Source organism: Haloferula sp. BvORR071, assembly GCF_000739615.1.
Classification (GTDB): Bacteria; Verrucomicrobiota; Verrucomicrobiia; order Verrucomicrobiales; family Akkermansiaceae; genus Haloferula.
Genome location: NZ_BATP01000057.1, coordinates 44,971 through 59,606, shown reverse-complemented (window position 1 = coordinate 59,606; position 14,636 = coordinate 44,971). Strand labels below are relative to the sequence as shown.

Here is a 14,636-nt window from a genome sequence, read left to right as displayed (position 1 = left end):
AGGCCGTCTGAAAATTGTCTAGGCCGTGATTCTCGCCAGCATGCGCTTGGTCATGGAAAGATAAACCAGCGCTTCGGAAAGCTCGATCCTCACCCCTGGTCGCGGATCAGACGACCGGACTGGATCAGCCAGCCGAAGGTGCGCTCGACGACCCATCGCTTCGGCAGCACTTTGAAGCCCTTCGGATCGTCACTGCGCTTCACGATCTCCAGATCGATCTGGCGGTGGCGCGGCAAGCGGGCCACCTCACCCTCGAGCTTTCCGACGTAACCGCCATCGGCCCAGATCCGTTTTGAGCCAGCCGTAGGCCTTGGTGAGGTGTGGCAGCAACAGGCGGGCTCCGTCGCGGTCCTGAACGTCGGCGGGGGTGACCTTCAGCACGAGGATGAAGCCGCAAGTGTCTACCAGGACGTGTCGCTTTCTTCCTGTAATTTTCTTACCCGAATCAAAGCCACGAAGTCCGGATTGGCTAGCTGTGCGAATGCTTTGGCTATCGAGGATCGCAGCAACCTGGGCTTTTTTTGCCGAGTTTCAGGCGGGCCAGGTCGCGAATCGCGTGATGGATGCGCCCCCAATGGCCCTGCTTGGCCCACAGACGGAAGTAGTGGTAGCAGGTTTTCCAGTGCGGAAGGTCGTGAGGCATCATCCGCCATGCGCCACCGGTGCGGATGATGTAGAAGATGCCGTTGAGGATGCTACGCCGGGAATGCTCGCGCGGACGGCCGCGCAAGCCCATCGGGCAATCAGGGAGAAGAGGCCGGATGACCTCCCTCTCGGATTCGGTCAAGCTACTCGGATACTCGCGCATCCCGAGCTTCTCCAATGCCGCACTCCGCCTAGTACAGATCAAAATCCGCAAACAGATGATTTTTCAGACGGCCTCTAAGGCCTGCCGTTAGATGGAAACGGCTCACAACAATGATCTCGATTATGTATTGTTCAGCCCGGAAAAGTTGAGCCTCACTCGTAGATCCCCATCGAGATATCTCCCTGCCGCTGAGCAATAGTAACCTGCCCCTCAAGGAGGGTCGCACCTGCAACCTTCAGCGAAGCTGCATTCGTCTCTCCGTAGAGACGGGTCTTGGTCGTCGAGCTATTGCCAATCACGGTGGTGTTCGCGCCTTCACCAATTGCCCCGCTTCCGATCACGATCGAATTGCTGTCAGAATTGGAGAAACCCCGCGAATCTGCTCCGAGATAAATGCTGCTTTGGGCAGTCGTCAGTGCGGTCGCCCCGTCGGCTTGGAACCTGCCTGCGCTTTTCCCCAAGGCGAGGTTAAGAGCTCCGGTGGTACTCCCGTAAAGGGCTTGGTAGCCCATTGCGACATTGTACTCCCCGCCGCTGCTGGAACGCATGGCATCCGCGCCGACCGCGACGTTGTAACCGTTGATCGAGTTCGTTCGAAGCGCGGAATGTCCGATCGCGACATTGTAGGCCCCTGTCGTATTCAAGATCATCGATTGGCAGCCGAAAGCCGTATTGAAACCACCTGTGGTGTTCGCTGCCAGTGCGCTCGCCCCTACCGCGGTGTTTTGCGCGCCGGTGGTATTGACCGCCAGCGAGGCGTTACCGACGGCGGTGTTGACAGCACCCGTCGTATTAAGCGCGAGGGAGACTGCACCAACTGCCGTATTTGCGGCACCTAGGTTTGCGTTTAATGCAAGGGTTCCCACAGCGGTATTATTGGAAGTGGTCAGGTTAGATTGGAGGGCATTGGTGCCTACGGCCGTATTCGAAGAACCGGAGACGTTGGAGCTCAAGACATTGTGCCCCAAGGCAGTGTTATTAAAGCCACTGGTGCCATTGGCATTCAAGGCGTTGTATCCAACCGCCAGATTACCCGCTACATTCCCTCCCCCTGATCCAATCCTCTGGCCATTGATATAGGAATCCTTCGCGACGCCGATACCGCCAGCCACCGTCAACGCACCTGTCGTGGAAGACGTGGCCGCAGTCGTATTGGACAGGGTCGTTGTAGCAGTAAATGTCGCAGCAGGGCCGAAGACCAGCCCACCGCCGCTGCCGGTGGTCACCAGAGGCGTGCTTCCCGAATACAAGCCGCTTCCGGTTCCCGACAGAACAATCCTTCCGTCCGTCGGGTTAAGGATCATGCCCACGCTCGGGGCGTCCGAGCGATAGAGTGAGAGCGTGTTATCCACGCCCAAGACCATCTTGGCTTTGCTCGCACTGACATTGTTGTCCTTCCAAGTGAAGCTGCCCGGCTGCGTCATCGTGAAGGTCAAATCATGAGACAGGTCCGCATACCCCAGTTGAACAGCCTCGACCGGAGACCCTTCATGCGTGGTGGTTCCGAAACTGAAGTCGTTCCCGCTCACGACTAGCTCATTGACGACTAGGTCTGGCGGGGGGTCTGCCTGGACTGAACCCGGCTGGAGGCAGATGCCGGCGGAGGCAATAAAAAGTAGAGAGGAGATGGACGAGAAATGCGAGGACGTTTTCACGTAAGGAGAAGTTTAGGGCAGACTTGGATCGCAGCAAAGATAAGGAAGACTTGGGCTCTCATCTCGACATACAGCAGCAATTCGCCGAACTCATCAACTTGCCCACACTAGGGGAAGAGGAATCGGCATAATGTCCGAAAATGGGAATAAATATATATTCAGGCAGCTTCCGCCCTTTGATCCTTGGGGCGTTTGAAATTCACGGAAGTTCTACCGCCACGTCAATCTCAGCGGACATCAATCTTATCCGACATGGGCCCTCCTCCCCAGCTCCCGAAGCGCACCCAACCTCTCCGGCCCATGCCCTGCGCATCCTCGGCCAGATCAGACTGCGATGCCCAGGCCGATGATGCTGATCACCAGAAAGACATGGAAGAAATCGTGCATGAACGAACGAGTGGATCAGCTGAAAGGGAAAGTCCGAATATCTTGCTGGTGCCAGCAGCCGTCAAAGTGGCCCCTCTCGTTTATCCCTTGAGCTTTGAATCTCCGCTTCAGTCCCACCGAATTTCTGACCGGTCGGACCACAAGCCGCCGAACCAACTCCCGCAGCGCACCCAGCCCGAGTGGTTCGGCTCTTCGACATACCCAGAAAAAGGCCCCTTTGAGACACGCAGCGGTCGGCCCGCATCAAGCGGAAGCCATTCGCCCTAGCGCAGCCGTAGACCAGCTCATTGCCGCGCTTCTCCCGCCAGACCATGCTGGAGATAGCCAGGGCGATGAAGCCGAGGATCAGGATGCCAGGGAAGAGTTCAGGGATGGACGAAAGAAGCATCGAACAATGCCGCGGTCTAACATCTCGCTAGACTCGCCCTCCATTACAAAGGTCCCTAGTGTTTATTCCTCGGCCGCTGAGGCCGCTCCGTCGTTTCCGCCGGTTCATAAAAGCGCGGCCGGACTTCTGGATTCTTCACAAGCGGATACTTCGTTAGCAGCATCGCCAGGCGCTTCTCATCGTGCGCCGCAAGGTTCAAGAGGATCTTCTCGCCGACCGACTCCCATTCCCGGGGGACTACTCCGAAGCAGACGGAGATCTTCGGCATGCACGCCATGTCGACATCCCGGGACTGGAGATGGGGCAGGATCTGCCGGGCGAGCGTCGCCAAGTCACCGCTCATCGCGCGGCTCTTTTCACTCAAATCTTCTTTCCCATCAGGCAGCGAGCGATCAATGACAGCAACGACGCATTCGGGATTCCCTCGCGCGACCTCGCTCCGGGTCTCCGCCCACTCGAGCACCTGGGAAAAAGAAACAGTCCCCGCGGGGAAAGTGGCAGGCTCCACCTCACCCAAGCCATAGCGCGGCACGCCCGAGCCATCCTTCTCGATATCGATCACCCATCCTTTGGGAGTCCAGGCGATCAGCGAGAGACTTTGCGCTGGCGGCGTTGGCAATGGTTCTTCGGAACGAGCGGCAGGGGCGAAGGCCAGGGCGATCATCCCGACGAGTGACAGTGCAAGCCGGCGGCAACGGGAGGCGGAGCCGATCATCGCATGGTCCAATGCCGCCGCCGGGCGGAATTATCGGTGGATCCCATCCCAGCCCTTCAATCCTTGGGAGGCTCGACTGGTGTCGCGGGCCGAGCCTTTGGCTCTGGCCAGCGCTCCGTGCGCTTCTGGAACTGCGGCTTCACCGTGGTGTCCTCGATCAAAGGCCGCTCCTCCAGCAGCTCCCCAAAGTGCTTCTCCCAGGATTCCATGACCTCTAGGTGAGCCAAGATCTGCTTGCCCATTGCCTCCCATTCCCGCGACATCGCGCGTACCCCAAGACTCTCCCGTGCTTCGGACGAAATCCTCACCTGAACTTGAACGGCCTGGGGATCCCACAAGCCCACAAGCCTGCTCGACCTTGCCGCCGCGATGAGATCTTGGAAGGAGACCGTTCCCTTGGGGAAGCTGGCGCAGTCCCCACCGCGCGAGCCAAAGACGATCGATCCCGACCCATCGGGCTCCACGGTGAGCTCCCAGCCCGTCCCCTCACGCGTCATCCTGATCAGCACCGCAGTATCTTTTGCTGGCTGCGCCACCTTTCCAGGTGCGGGTGGCGCCGCCGCTTCGACGACCTTGGTCAAATTGAAATCGCCGGGGTCTTGGAGCAGCGGATGGGCGCGCAGCAGCTCAAGCGTTACGGCGACATCCCGGGCATGGAGATGGGGCAGGATCTGCTGGCTGATCGTTTGCAAGTCGCCGATCATCGCCCGGGCCTTCTGCATCGGTTCTTCGCTTTTCCCTTCTGCCGAGCGATCGATGACGGTGATGACGCTCTCGGCATGATTGGGCGCGACCTGTCTCCGGGTCTCCGCCCACTCGAGCACTTGCTGAAAGGAAACCGTGCCCGCGGGAAAGGTGGCGGGCTCCACCTCACCAATACCGTAGCGGAGCGAGCCCGAGCCATCCTTCTCGATATCGATCACCCATCCTTTTGGATGCCAGGCGATCAGCGAGAGACTGCGCGCCGCCGGCAGTGGCGGTGGCTCTTCAGAAAGAGCGGCAGGGGCGAGCACCAATGCGATCACTCCGACGAGCGGCAGTGCAGACAGGAGACGGAATGGAAGGAGACCGCACATGGCAGAGAAGAGAATCTTCCTTCTGAAAAAGCCGTCGAGCCCCTAGAGTATCGGTGAAATGTTCGGGCGCCTGATCCCCCTGCTCCTTCTCGGCGTGACCATTTGCGGGGCTGAGCCCCTCCCCGAGCTCCGCGTCGCTGCGGACAAGCGGCACTTGGAAACAGTCGAGGGCCAGCCCTTCTTCCTGCTCGGCGACACCGCCTGGGAACTCTTCCACCGCCTGACCCGCGAGGAGACCTTGGTCTATCTCGATGCGCGGCAGCAGCAGGGCTTCAACACGGTGCTCGCCGTAGCACTCGCGGAATTCGAATTCGACAAGCCGAATGCCTATGGCGAGATGCCGCTGGAGAACAATGATCCCACCAAGCCGCGCGAGGCCTACTTCCAGCACATCGATTGGGTGATCGGCGAGGCGGCGAAGCGGGGGAATGTATACCGGCCTGCTGCCGACTTGGGGTGACAAGTGGAACCAGAAGTGGGGCAAGGGTCCCGAGATCTTCACACCGGAGAATGCCGCAGTGTATGGCGAACTCCTCCGACTACTGGCCGGATGAGGCATGGCTCTCCTTCCACATGTTCCAGTCCGGCCACGGCCGCGCCGTCTTCCCGAACTACACGCTCAACGCAAAGAACCTGGCGCTACCAGCGCTCAAGCCGACGCTCGATGGAGAACCGAACTACGAGGACCACCCGGTCCGCGGCTTGATGAAGGACGGCAAGCCGACCAAGTGGTTCGGCGAATACGAGGTCCGCCGCGCGGCATGGTGGAGCGTACTCTCCGGCGCCTGCGGGCATGTCTACGGCACCCATAGTATCTGGCAATTCCACGATCCGGAAAAGCGCGCGCAGCTCACGGACGCGCGCACGCCTTGGAAGGATGCACTCCAATTGCCAGGCGCCAAGCAGATGGGAATCATGCGGCATTTCATGGAAGGCCTGCCGTGGTGGAAGCTGCGGCGGGACGACAGCTTCATCATGCCGCCCAAGGACGGCTGGGATCCCAAGTTCATGCCCATGACCGCGGTCGCGGAAGACGGCAGTTTCGCTCTCGTCTATCTGCCGGACATCCTCGCCGGGGCGATCAATTTCGATCCCTTCAAGGTGGCATTCGAGCCGGGACAAGGCCGGATCGTGTCCATCGATCCCAAGACCGGCGAGCAGGTGGTCGTGCCCGGCACCACACCCGGGGACCTCGCGAAGTATTTCAAGACCATCCCCGAAACAGATGAACCCATGGACCGGGTGCTGTGGATCTTGGGGAAGCCGTGAGGAAGAATGACAGCTCCCCAAAACCGCTTCATCTCCGACCCACGGACGGCCCACCGGGTGCACCGGCTTTAACCGGTGCACCCGGTGGGCCGTCCGTCACTGCTCCTCATGCACCTCGTCCTTCCAAGCCGGCTAAAGCCCGCGCACCCAGTGGGGCGGTCACTGCGTTGCACTCGAAGGATGCGGGCCGATTGAACACATGCACCAGAAAAGTTGTGCTGCTCCACCGAACCCCACAAACTCCCGCCACACCGCGCTGACTCATGCCCCGCTTCCCCACCCTCCTCCGCAGCTTCGGGATCAATCTGCGCAAGATGAAATCCGCATGGCGCGGCTATGCGCGCTTCCGCGCTGACCGGGCAAAGTTCCGCGCGGGCCTGCCTGCAACTTTTGCATGGGGCGATGAATTCCCAGTGCTCGACGAGTGGGATGACAGCAGCGGCGGTGTGGGTGCCTATTTCCAACAGGACCTGCGCGTGGCGCGCTGGGTGCATGAGGCGCAGCCACGGCGGCATGTCGATCTCGGTTCACGCCTTGATGGTTTCATCGGCAGCCTCGCGGTCTTCCGTGAAGTGGAAGTCCTCGACATCCGCCCCCAACCGGCCGAGGTGCCGAATGTCCGCTTCCGCCAACTCGACATCATGCAAGAGCTGCCCGCGGAATGGCGCGCTTGCACGGACTCACTGTCCTGCTTGCACAGCATCGAGCACTTCGGTCTCGGCCGTTACGGTGATCCGATCGATCCCGAAGGCCATCTCAAGGGACTCAAGCAATTGATGGCGATGGTCGAGCCCGGCGGACGCTTCTATCTCTCCACGCCAATCGGCCCGCAGCGGATCGAGTTCAATGCGCACCGTGTGTTTGCCCCGGCAACATTGCTCGGATGGTTTGCAGAAGGATGGACCATCGAGGAATTCGCGGTGATCAATGACGCCGGACAACTCATCGAGAATCCGGCACGTAGTACGGCTGAAATCGAAACTCATTTCGGATGCAAGCTGGGAGTCGGCATTATTGCGGCACGAAAGCAGCCACATCTAACGTAGAGTGCCTCAGCTCGCCTTGATTCTTCAAAGCGATCTCGCAGGTGCGGCCAAGCTGCACAAGTGAGGCACGAACGCGGAAGCGCCGGACGCGACGAGGACAGCGCTTGATCCCGCAAAGCGCTCGGAGTTGGCAGCGCGAGCGGGCGATCCCTGGCATGGGAGATGCCTCCCGAAGCGCGTTCCCGGGGTTCCGCAGCAAGTGGCTTTCGTGACCGCAGGGAGCCGGGCCGCGCGGAGGCATGGGCCGCGATAGCGGCCCATGCCTCCGCGCGGCCCCTTTCCTTGTTTATTACAACCATAATTGACGGAATGACGGAAACCCCCTTGGCGATCCCGCCCACGGCCCGTAGGCTGCCGCCGTGAACATTCCGGTGGAGGTGGCGCAGGCGCAGGGGCTGCACGGGATCAAGGGCGCAGCCCACGGCAAGAAAGGCGGTCGTCCCCGCCTCGACCTGACCGACGACGAACGGAGGGAGAGGCGGCGCGGGCAGCAGGAGGCCTACCGGCGCAGAAAGGGCATCCCGCCCAGGCAAGCCCGCACGTCCAAGCGCACGACGAACTGGGCGCAAGCGTGTGTCGACATCTGGGGCAAGCCGCCCGGCGCGCGCCTCACACCGGAGGAATACGCGGCAAGGGAGCCGTTGTGGATTGCTTGGGTCGAAGGACGAAAAAGGTGATTCATGACGGACGGGCACACCGCCCCCGGATGCGGACCGGCTCTCAAGAAGCTCTCCCGGCCCTAGTATCCAATACGGGTGGCACGACCGCTACAGCTAGTTGCCCCATACTGGCGGCTAGAGCTTGTGCCTCTGACCATCGATGACCACCTCCGACGAACTGGGAAGCGAAAAGGCAGCGAGCGCTTGGCGCAAGATCCCCAAAGCGCGGGATTCACCGATCTCTTCAAAAAACTCAACATCGAGGTTCGCCCCCATCTCACCCGTCCCAGTACCGGTGACCTCCCCGACATTTCCCAACGCGTCGGTCAGCGCGTCTTCTAATTCGTCCAGTCCATAGCCCATCGGTTCTTTGAAATAGATAAATGCATCCATAGTTTTTTATTACCGGGAAAACAGTTCTTCGAAAAACGCTTCGATCTTTTCAAGTGATCTGGCTTGGCGGCTTGCCCGATCGAAACTCAACGCTTCATCAATATTTGTGAGTTTTGCGCCCTGCTCTCGAAAACCTTGGATGAAGAATTCCTCCGCTCCCTGACTTGCAACAAGGGATCTTTGAGTAGCTACGACTTCGGGTGTCAGCCCAACCGTGAAGTGGTCATGACCCTTTCTAAGTCGCGCCGCAAGAACTTCAATCGGGCTTCCCGCTCCACTCGCCCTACCTACATACACCACTTCTCCCGCCGCATTCCTAAAGGCATATGTTATATAGCTTCGACCTCCGATCGCCGAGGGCGTCGCCAAGCTTATACCTCGCCCCGGGACAACACCGAATTCACCAAATAAACTCGCCTCTTTTGCGGCGAAATTAAAATTATACACCAACCCGTTGCTTCCGGTATTACCCGTCACAGCCAGTCTAGAATCAGCACCCGCAATCGCAGCGGGCTCGGCTATCACTTTCAAGGGATTCGAAAGGTTCCCCTCCAGCAGTAGCTCTGCCTTCGAAACGCCTAATAACTCTGTCTTTGCGGCAGCTGACTCTACTCCCAACAGCGATCCTCCCTTTAATTCAGGAAGGACGAGCGAGGCGATATTCAGACCGGCATAGGTGGCCCGGTAAAACTTCGACTTCCCAGGATCGTTCCCGCCGGTAATCCCGCGCGCGAACTGCTTCTCGAACTCCCTCTGCCCCGGGATGTCGAAAAGCGCCGTCCCCGGCATCGACATGAGCCCCAACCTGACGACGCCCTCGGCCCTCTTCTTGTTCCTCTCCGCTGCCTGCGAGTCGAACATCGCAATGCCGGAGTTGTCGTAGACCGTCAGGGCGGTGCCGACCACCAGCTCCTTCGTCCAGTCGCGCTGGGCATCGAGATAGTCGCCATACATTTCACCCGCACCCATCAGGAAGTTCCATCCGGCGTCGATGGGGTCGCCATGGGAATCCAAGCCGAGCCGATCCACGTGGTTGACCGGATCGTTGTGGCAATAAGCGTAAAGATTCAAACTCTCGCTCTCCCCCAAGGGCTCGCGGCTCAGCCACTGCCCGCTCACGGGATCGTAGTACCGCTTCCCGAAGTAATAGAGCCCGGTTTCCGCGTCGTAGTACTTGGTCGCGTAGCGCCAAGGATTCACGGGAGCCATCTTCCCACTCATCGAGATCGACTCACCGAAGGGCCCGTAAACGTAGCTGGCCAACAGGTTCCCGGCAGCGTCGCTGAGGCCCGTCACGTGGCCGCTGCCATCGTAGAGCGGATAGTAGTTGGTGGATGTCGTGCCACGGGTCTCGCGCATCAGGAGCAGCCCGCCGGCACCGCCCAGGCCACCGGGCCTGCCGCTGAGATCGGGGCCCCACACATACTTGCGCTCGAAGCTGCCTTCCGAGCCCTCGTGGAGTTCGTAGACGAGATCCCAGCCATCCCAGACGAAGGTCACTTGCTCGCGGTGGACGAAGATCTGACCGGCGCTGTTCGTCCCCTTGTGGACGACCGTCTTGCGGAAGCGCCGTCCCTCGGAGTCATACTCGAAGGAAAGATCCCAGCCATCGCCAGCGGTGGCGTAGTCCTTGGTCTTCGCCCGCACCAGTTGATTGCGGGAGTCCCAGCCATAGTTCCACAAGGAGGAATCCTGGCGGTTGCCATCATCATCGAAGCCGAAGGTCTCGGTCGCCGGCGGGACCCAGGTGACACCTGCCAGCTCCGACTCGGCATCGGGATTGGCACCGGTATCGCCCTCACCCTCCAGTATCGCCCGCACCTTCCACGGCACCCACATGCCTACCGACGCGGGGTTACCAAGCGAATGAACCCAGCCTCCGTTGAAGGGGGCCTTCTCCACACCGTTGATCCACAAGCGCGCGTCCGGGTCCGCAGCAATCAGAAGTTCCTTCTGCCCGGAATGGGACATCGTGAGGAAGCGGTTTAAGGCATCACCCCCGTTGCCATAATCGGCACGCCGCCCGATTCCATCGAAACCGTAACTGAAATTCCCGTAGGTATCGTGGGTGGCCGAGGTCAGTTGGCCCGTTCCGTTGTAGTCATAGTCCCACACGTCTCCGCCGGTGGTGCAGGTCTCGCGGCGGCCCCGGTCGTCGTAGGTATAGGTGAACGAAGGTGCACCGGCGACACTACTATCAGCCCCCTCGATACGACCGGCGACACCCCGGGTCCAAGTCTGCTCCACCCCCCCGCGCGCAAACCCGATAAGCGTGCGATCCGCGCTGGCCCCCACGTCGCGACGCTCGATGGACGCCGAAAAACCGGCGTCGTCCGCTTCCATCGCGGAAATCTCATCGCCCGCACCGGTATAGACTGGTTCGAACTCATGCACCTTGGTGGCCCCCCGATACACGGAGACCTTGTTCAAACGCCCCTTGCTATCAAAGCCCCTCACCAGCTTGTAGCCGGTCATGCTTCCGGAAAGCCACTGGACTTCGGTCAGATGTTTGCCGCTGTGCGTGAGGGAGCGCGTTCCCGACGAGTCCGAGATTGAATTGACCCGCCCGGCGGCATCGTAGCCGAAGAACGTCTTGCTACCCGGCAAGCCACCCCAGTTCCCCGAATTCACCATCGGCCAGGTGATCGATTCAAGGTCACGCGCGCCATTCCCCTTGTAGGCGAGTTCGACGGTTCCCCCCCGGCCCAAGTTAATCTCGGAGGGCAATCCGCCGGGCAGCCATTTCATGCCGCGGTCAGCACCGGCCGCGTAGTCGTGCAGCGTCTTCGCCCCGGCGGCATTGATGAGAATCTCGGTGGATGCCCCCACCACGGGATCGACGATGTGCTTGAATCCCGAACCCGCAACCGCGACCGAGTCCTGACGCGACATCACCCCGGTTCCGCCAACGGAACTCGCGGTCCCGTTCAAAGCCGCACTCACTTTCGTGCCATTCACCGTCAGGCTCTCCTCACTGGTGTCGACGGTGTGGGATACCGTCAGATCCTCTAACACCGGGTCGTGGATGCTGTTGATCAGCCCGTTGTCCTTGAAGCCGATGGAGGCCAGCGCCCCCCCCGAGTCAGGCTCACCCCGGTACGGCTCCCATCCTCACGATAGCTGACTTCGAGGTTGGAATCCGGGATCCCGGCTCCGCTGGTCACAGCGGTTACGAGATTCCCGAGATGATCGTAGCTCAATGTCTTGCTGAGCACTTCCTCATCAGCCCCCCGGGTGAGGTCGATTTCCATCTTCCAAGCTCCGAAGTCGGGAGTCTGCGTCACCTTCTGCTCGCCTCCATCCAGGGTGCTTACCGACTTCCCGGTCGCGGGATCGTAGGTGGAGACGGAAAGCGCCGGCGTGATCCCGGTGCTCGTCACAGTTGTCTTCAGCTTGCCTGACTCCACGATCGTGGTGGAGGTGGTGTAGCGGTCCCCTTCGTCGAGTTGGCCATTCCCATCGATATCGATTCCCTGGCGGCTCGTCATTCCACCTGGTTCGACCTCGCTGATCGACTTCCGTCCGGCAGCATCCGTCACCTTGGTGCGATGCGTCCCGGGCACCGGATCGCTGTAGCTGATGGTGGTGGCCTCTTTTCCGCTTCCCGAAGTCGACGGGCTTTCAATCCGGCGAGGGCGGCCCCAGGCATCAGACCAAACGGTTTGATAGGCATCGGCCAAGTTGGCGACCTCACTGTGGGACTTCAGCAAGCCGCCCTCCACACCCAGCTCGCTCTCTTTGTTGCCCCCGAATGGCAGCGAGTGGCCGGAGACCAGTTGCGTCGTCCCGTCGGCAGCCCGGACTTTCGCCGTGTTCACAGCCCCGCTCAGGGAACTGCTGCTGGTGAGGATATCATAGGTTTGGTCGCGGCTGACACCCAGGCTCGATGTAACCCCACCGCTAGTGCCACTTTTCGACAGCAAGCGCCCGACCGTATCCGTGCTGAAGGCGCTCTCCGCAAATCGACCGCCGATCGTAATGCTGTTCTCAACCCCGAAACCCGTTCCGCTGTTGTAAGCTAGGGAGCCTGTCGAGGTTGTCAAGGATCCCGCCGGCTTCCAACCATACTCCACCACCCGCTCCAAGGGATCATAGGTGGTATAGGTAGTCTTGTTACCGAAGGCATCCGTCGCGCTTTCCATGCGTTCCCGCACCCCGTCAAAGGTCCACGACGAGGTGTACCCGGAAGGGTACTCCACCACTTCCTTCGGCGCACCCCATGTCGTGAATTGCCCCGCAGTTACGGAGGTCCCGGCGAGCTTCAGGCTAGCCGTGCCCGCCAATTGGAAAGTCTCGGATCCAATTCCGTAACCACGCGCGTTCACCGAACTAACCGTGCGAACGCCACGGGCGGATCCGGTGCCAAGCGAGTAGCCGCTATCGACCTGGCAGGTGTAGGCGCCCTCCTCTGTTCCGAGAGTCCAAGTATAAGCGGTTTTGCCGCCGTCCCTGCGCAGCACCTCCCGCGGCAGTCCCGGGAGTCCTCCGGTCACTTGACTGCCATATTTGATCTCAGTCCAATTGACCGCGTTTGCTTCCTTGGATGTCGAATTGCCATCCGGCGCGCTGTAGACCTTGAGCGTCCTCCCCTCGTCGTCCGTGGGCATGGTCACCCAAGTCTTGGTATAGGGGCTTCCGTCCAGCTTGTGAATCGTCACACATTCCTGCTCGGAAGCAGAGGTGTTCTCCGACCAACGGCCACGAACCGCCGTAAGCTGAAGTCCCGCGCCCGACCACGTGAAGCTGCTTGGTGGATAGCTCTCGGAGGGTCCCGCGTTCTTCGAGGTCACCGTCAGCGACGTAGGGAAACGCCCCTCCCGGGTCCCCGGGCTTAGGCTGCTCGTGTCGATCGTCCCCGCCTCATACGTCATATCCAGGCTGCCGCCGGACAAACTCATCGTCTTTGGAAAGCGGTGGTTCCACCAACTCCAATCGGAGGTGAAGGTGCGCACGCCGGTCGGCTTGCCGTTGATCCACTCTTCCACCTTCGAGATTCCCGCATCGGAAGCCTTGTGGCTTACGATCTTTTTCCGGTACAGTTCTCCTCCCGAGGACGAGAGCGTTTGGAATGTTAGGGTGTCGTCGAGATCGTCGAGCTTGTCGCGCTGAATAAGATAGCTCACGTCATCGCCAACGATCTCCAACTTCTCGGCAGCCGCCGGATAAGACATGGCTCCGGCGGCAGGATTGCTGATGGAATAGGTGCGGATCAAGTTCTCCTCCTTCACGTCCTCCGCCACGCCTGGAGTTCTAGCGCCCGCCTCGCCGGTTGGGCGGCGATAAATCTTGATGGTGTAGGCATAGTGGCCCTGATAGCTGACGTTGGCGATCAGATCCCGCCCCACCACCTGCTTAATGCGCGGCATGTCCCAGCACATGAACAGACTTTGGTTGTCGGAGGTAGTCGTGTAGTAGGGATCCATCCTACCTTGGTGCGGCAATTCCACCCCACGATTAGCGCGCACCGTTTCGTAGACCACATGGAAGTCCTCCGCCGGACCGGCAAATCGGAGGTGGGACGCAAAATCAAAGCGGAATCCACGTTGAGGCCCGGTGTAACCTTCATAGGCAGAGTTATTTCCATAAGTAGGAAAGAAAGGATAAATCAAATCTCCTTCGCCCTTGTCCGATAGCGGCGCGAAGGAGGAAGAGCGTTCCTGCGTCCTCGTCACCGAGACGGCAAGCATGCCCGAGGACCGTGACTCAAGCCCCGTGCCCATATCGATGCCAAACAGCAAGGAAGGCGCGGGGTTCAGCGACACAGCACCATCGCCACCGGTGGCAGCCGTCACCTTCGCGGCATTTTCAAGTACTGCTACGATTTCCGCCCTGTCGATTCCGCGTGTGAAATCCGGAATGAACACTGCGTAGCTATCATTCTTAATCACAACATAACCATTGCCAAAACCAGTATTGAACGCCACACGCTCATGCGACTTCTCCCAGTCCGCCAGAGTGAAATCACCAGCCACATATTGTGCTCTGTCAGTGTATCCCGAAGGGACGAATTCCTTTACTCCCACGGATCCGTGATCCTGTTCCACCCAAGTACCCGTAACAGTAAATTGCGCTGCGCTCGGTGCAGTGAGCGCCACTTCCCCATTGCTGCCCCGGCCAACGACCTTGTAGCAGGAATCCGTCGCTATTGAGGCTGCCGGGGTAAGGGTGGTAGCCGGACTCCATGCAGAGCGCCGCAGCACGGCAACATGGCCGCCCAAACCTTCGCCGACATTGCCTGTA

The 14,636-nt window shown here is 60.1% G+C and carries 10 protein-coding genes and 1 pseudogene; 4 read left to right on the top strand and 7 right to left on the bottom strand.

The window, feature by feature from the left end; all coding sequences use genetic code 11:
* Positions 1 to 18: 18 nt before the first annotated feature.
* The 4 genes and pseudogenes from BV071_RS34505 to BV071_RS27640 all read right to left on the bottom strand — a co-directional run bounded on the left by BV071_RS34505 (position 19) and on the right by BV071_RS27640 (position 5,029).
* Positions 19 to 808: pseudogene (locus BV071_RS34505) on the bottom strand (IS5 family transposase).
* Positions 809 to 960: 152 nt separating this feature from the next.
* Positions 961 to 2,337: a hypothetical protein gene (locus tag BV071_RS33830; RefSeq protein WP_265594985.1), complete on the bottom strand. Its 1,377-nt coding sequence runs from the start codon at positions 2,335 to 2,337 to the stop codon at positions 961 to 963.
* A 956-nt stretch (positions 2,338 to 3,293) separates the two neighbouring features.
* Positions 3,294 to 3,902: a hypothetical protein gene (locus BV071_RS27645; RefSeq protein ID WP_265594984.1), complete on the bottom strand. Its 609-nt coding sequence runs from the start codon at positions 3,900 to 3,902 to the stop codon at positions 3,294 to 3,296.
* A gap of 107 nt (positions 3,903 to 4,009) precedes the next feature.
* The gene (locus BV071_RS27640; RefSeq protein WP_035614379.1) at positions 4,010 to 5,029 is read right to left on the bottom strand and encodes a hypothetical protein; all 1,020 of its coding nucleotides are present in this window, start codon (positions 5,027 to 5,029) and stop codon (positions 4,010 to 4,012) included.
* Positions 5,030 to 5,087: 58 nt separating this feature from the next.
* Between BV071_RS27640 and BV071_RS33825 the strand changes: the two genes are divergently transcribed.
* The 4 genes from BV071_RS33825 to BV071_RS27625 all read left to right on the top strand — a co-directional run bounded on the left by BV071_RS33825 (position 5,088) and on the right by BV071_RS27625 (position 8,021).
* Positions 5,088 to 5,489 carry a DUF4038 domain-containing protein gene (locus BV071_RS33825; protein ID WP_052573960.1) on the top strand — a complete coding sequence of 134 codons (402 nt, stop codon included), beginning with the start codon at positions 5,088 to 5,090 and terminating at the stop codon, positions 5,487 to 5,489.
* 62 nt (positions 5,490 to 5,551) lie between these two features.
* A complete protein-coding gene (locus tag BV071_RS33820) occupies positions 5,552 to 6,298 on the top strand; it encodes a DUF4038 domain-containing protein (RefSeq protein WP_052573959.1) in 747 nt (248 codons plus the stop codon).
* Positions 6,299 to 6,561: 263 nt separating this feature from the next.
* Positions 6,562 to 7,344: a DUF268 domain-containing protein gene (locus BV071_RS27630; RefSeq protein ID WP_265594983.1), complete on the top strand. Its 783-nt coding sequence runs from the start codon at positions 6,562 to 6,564 to the stop codon at positions 7,342 to 7,344.
* Between the two features lie 359 nt (positions 7,345 to 7,703).
* Positions 7,704 to 8,021 carry a hypothetical protein gene (locus tag BV071_RS27625; protein WP_265594982.1) on the top strand — a complete coding sequence of 106 codons (318 nt, stop codon included), beginning with the start codon at positions 7,704 to 7,706 and terminating at the stop codon, positions 8,019 to 8,021.
* A gap of 117 nt (positions 8,022 to 8,138) precedes the next feature.
* Here the strand turns inward: BV071_RS27625 and BV071_RS27620 are convergent, their stop codons facing one another.
* Genes BV071_RS27620 through BV071_RS27610 form a run of 3 tightly spaced genes read right to left on the bottom strand, consistent with a single transcriptional unit; the run spans position 8,139 to position 13,819 of the window.
* Complete coding sequence (locus tag BV071_RS27620; protein ID WP_035614375.1) at positions 8,139 to 8,396, bottom strand: hypothetical protein; 258 nt, start codon at positions 8,394 to 8,396, stop codon at positions 8,139 to 8,141.
* 9 nt (positions 8,397 to 8,405) lie between these two features.
* Positions 8,406 to 11,411, bottom strand: a complete 3,006-nt coding sequence (locus BV071_RS27615) for an RHS repeat-associated core domain-containing protein (RefSeq protein WP_035614373.1) — start codon at positions 11,409 to 11,411, stop codon at positions 8,406 to 8,408.
* A gap of 20 nt (positions 11,412 to 11,431) precedes the next feature.
* On the bottom strand, positions 11,432 to 13,819 hold the full coding sequence (locus BV071_RS27610; protein ID WP_265594981.1) for a hypothetical protein: 2,388 nt from the start codon (positions 13,817 to 13,819) through the stop codon (positions 11,432 to 11,434).
* Positions 13,820 to 14,636: the final 817 nt, after the last annotated feature.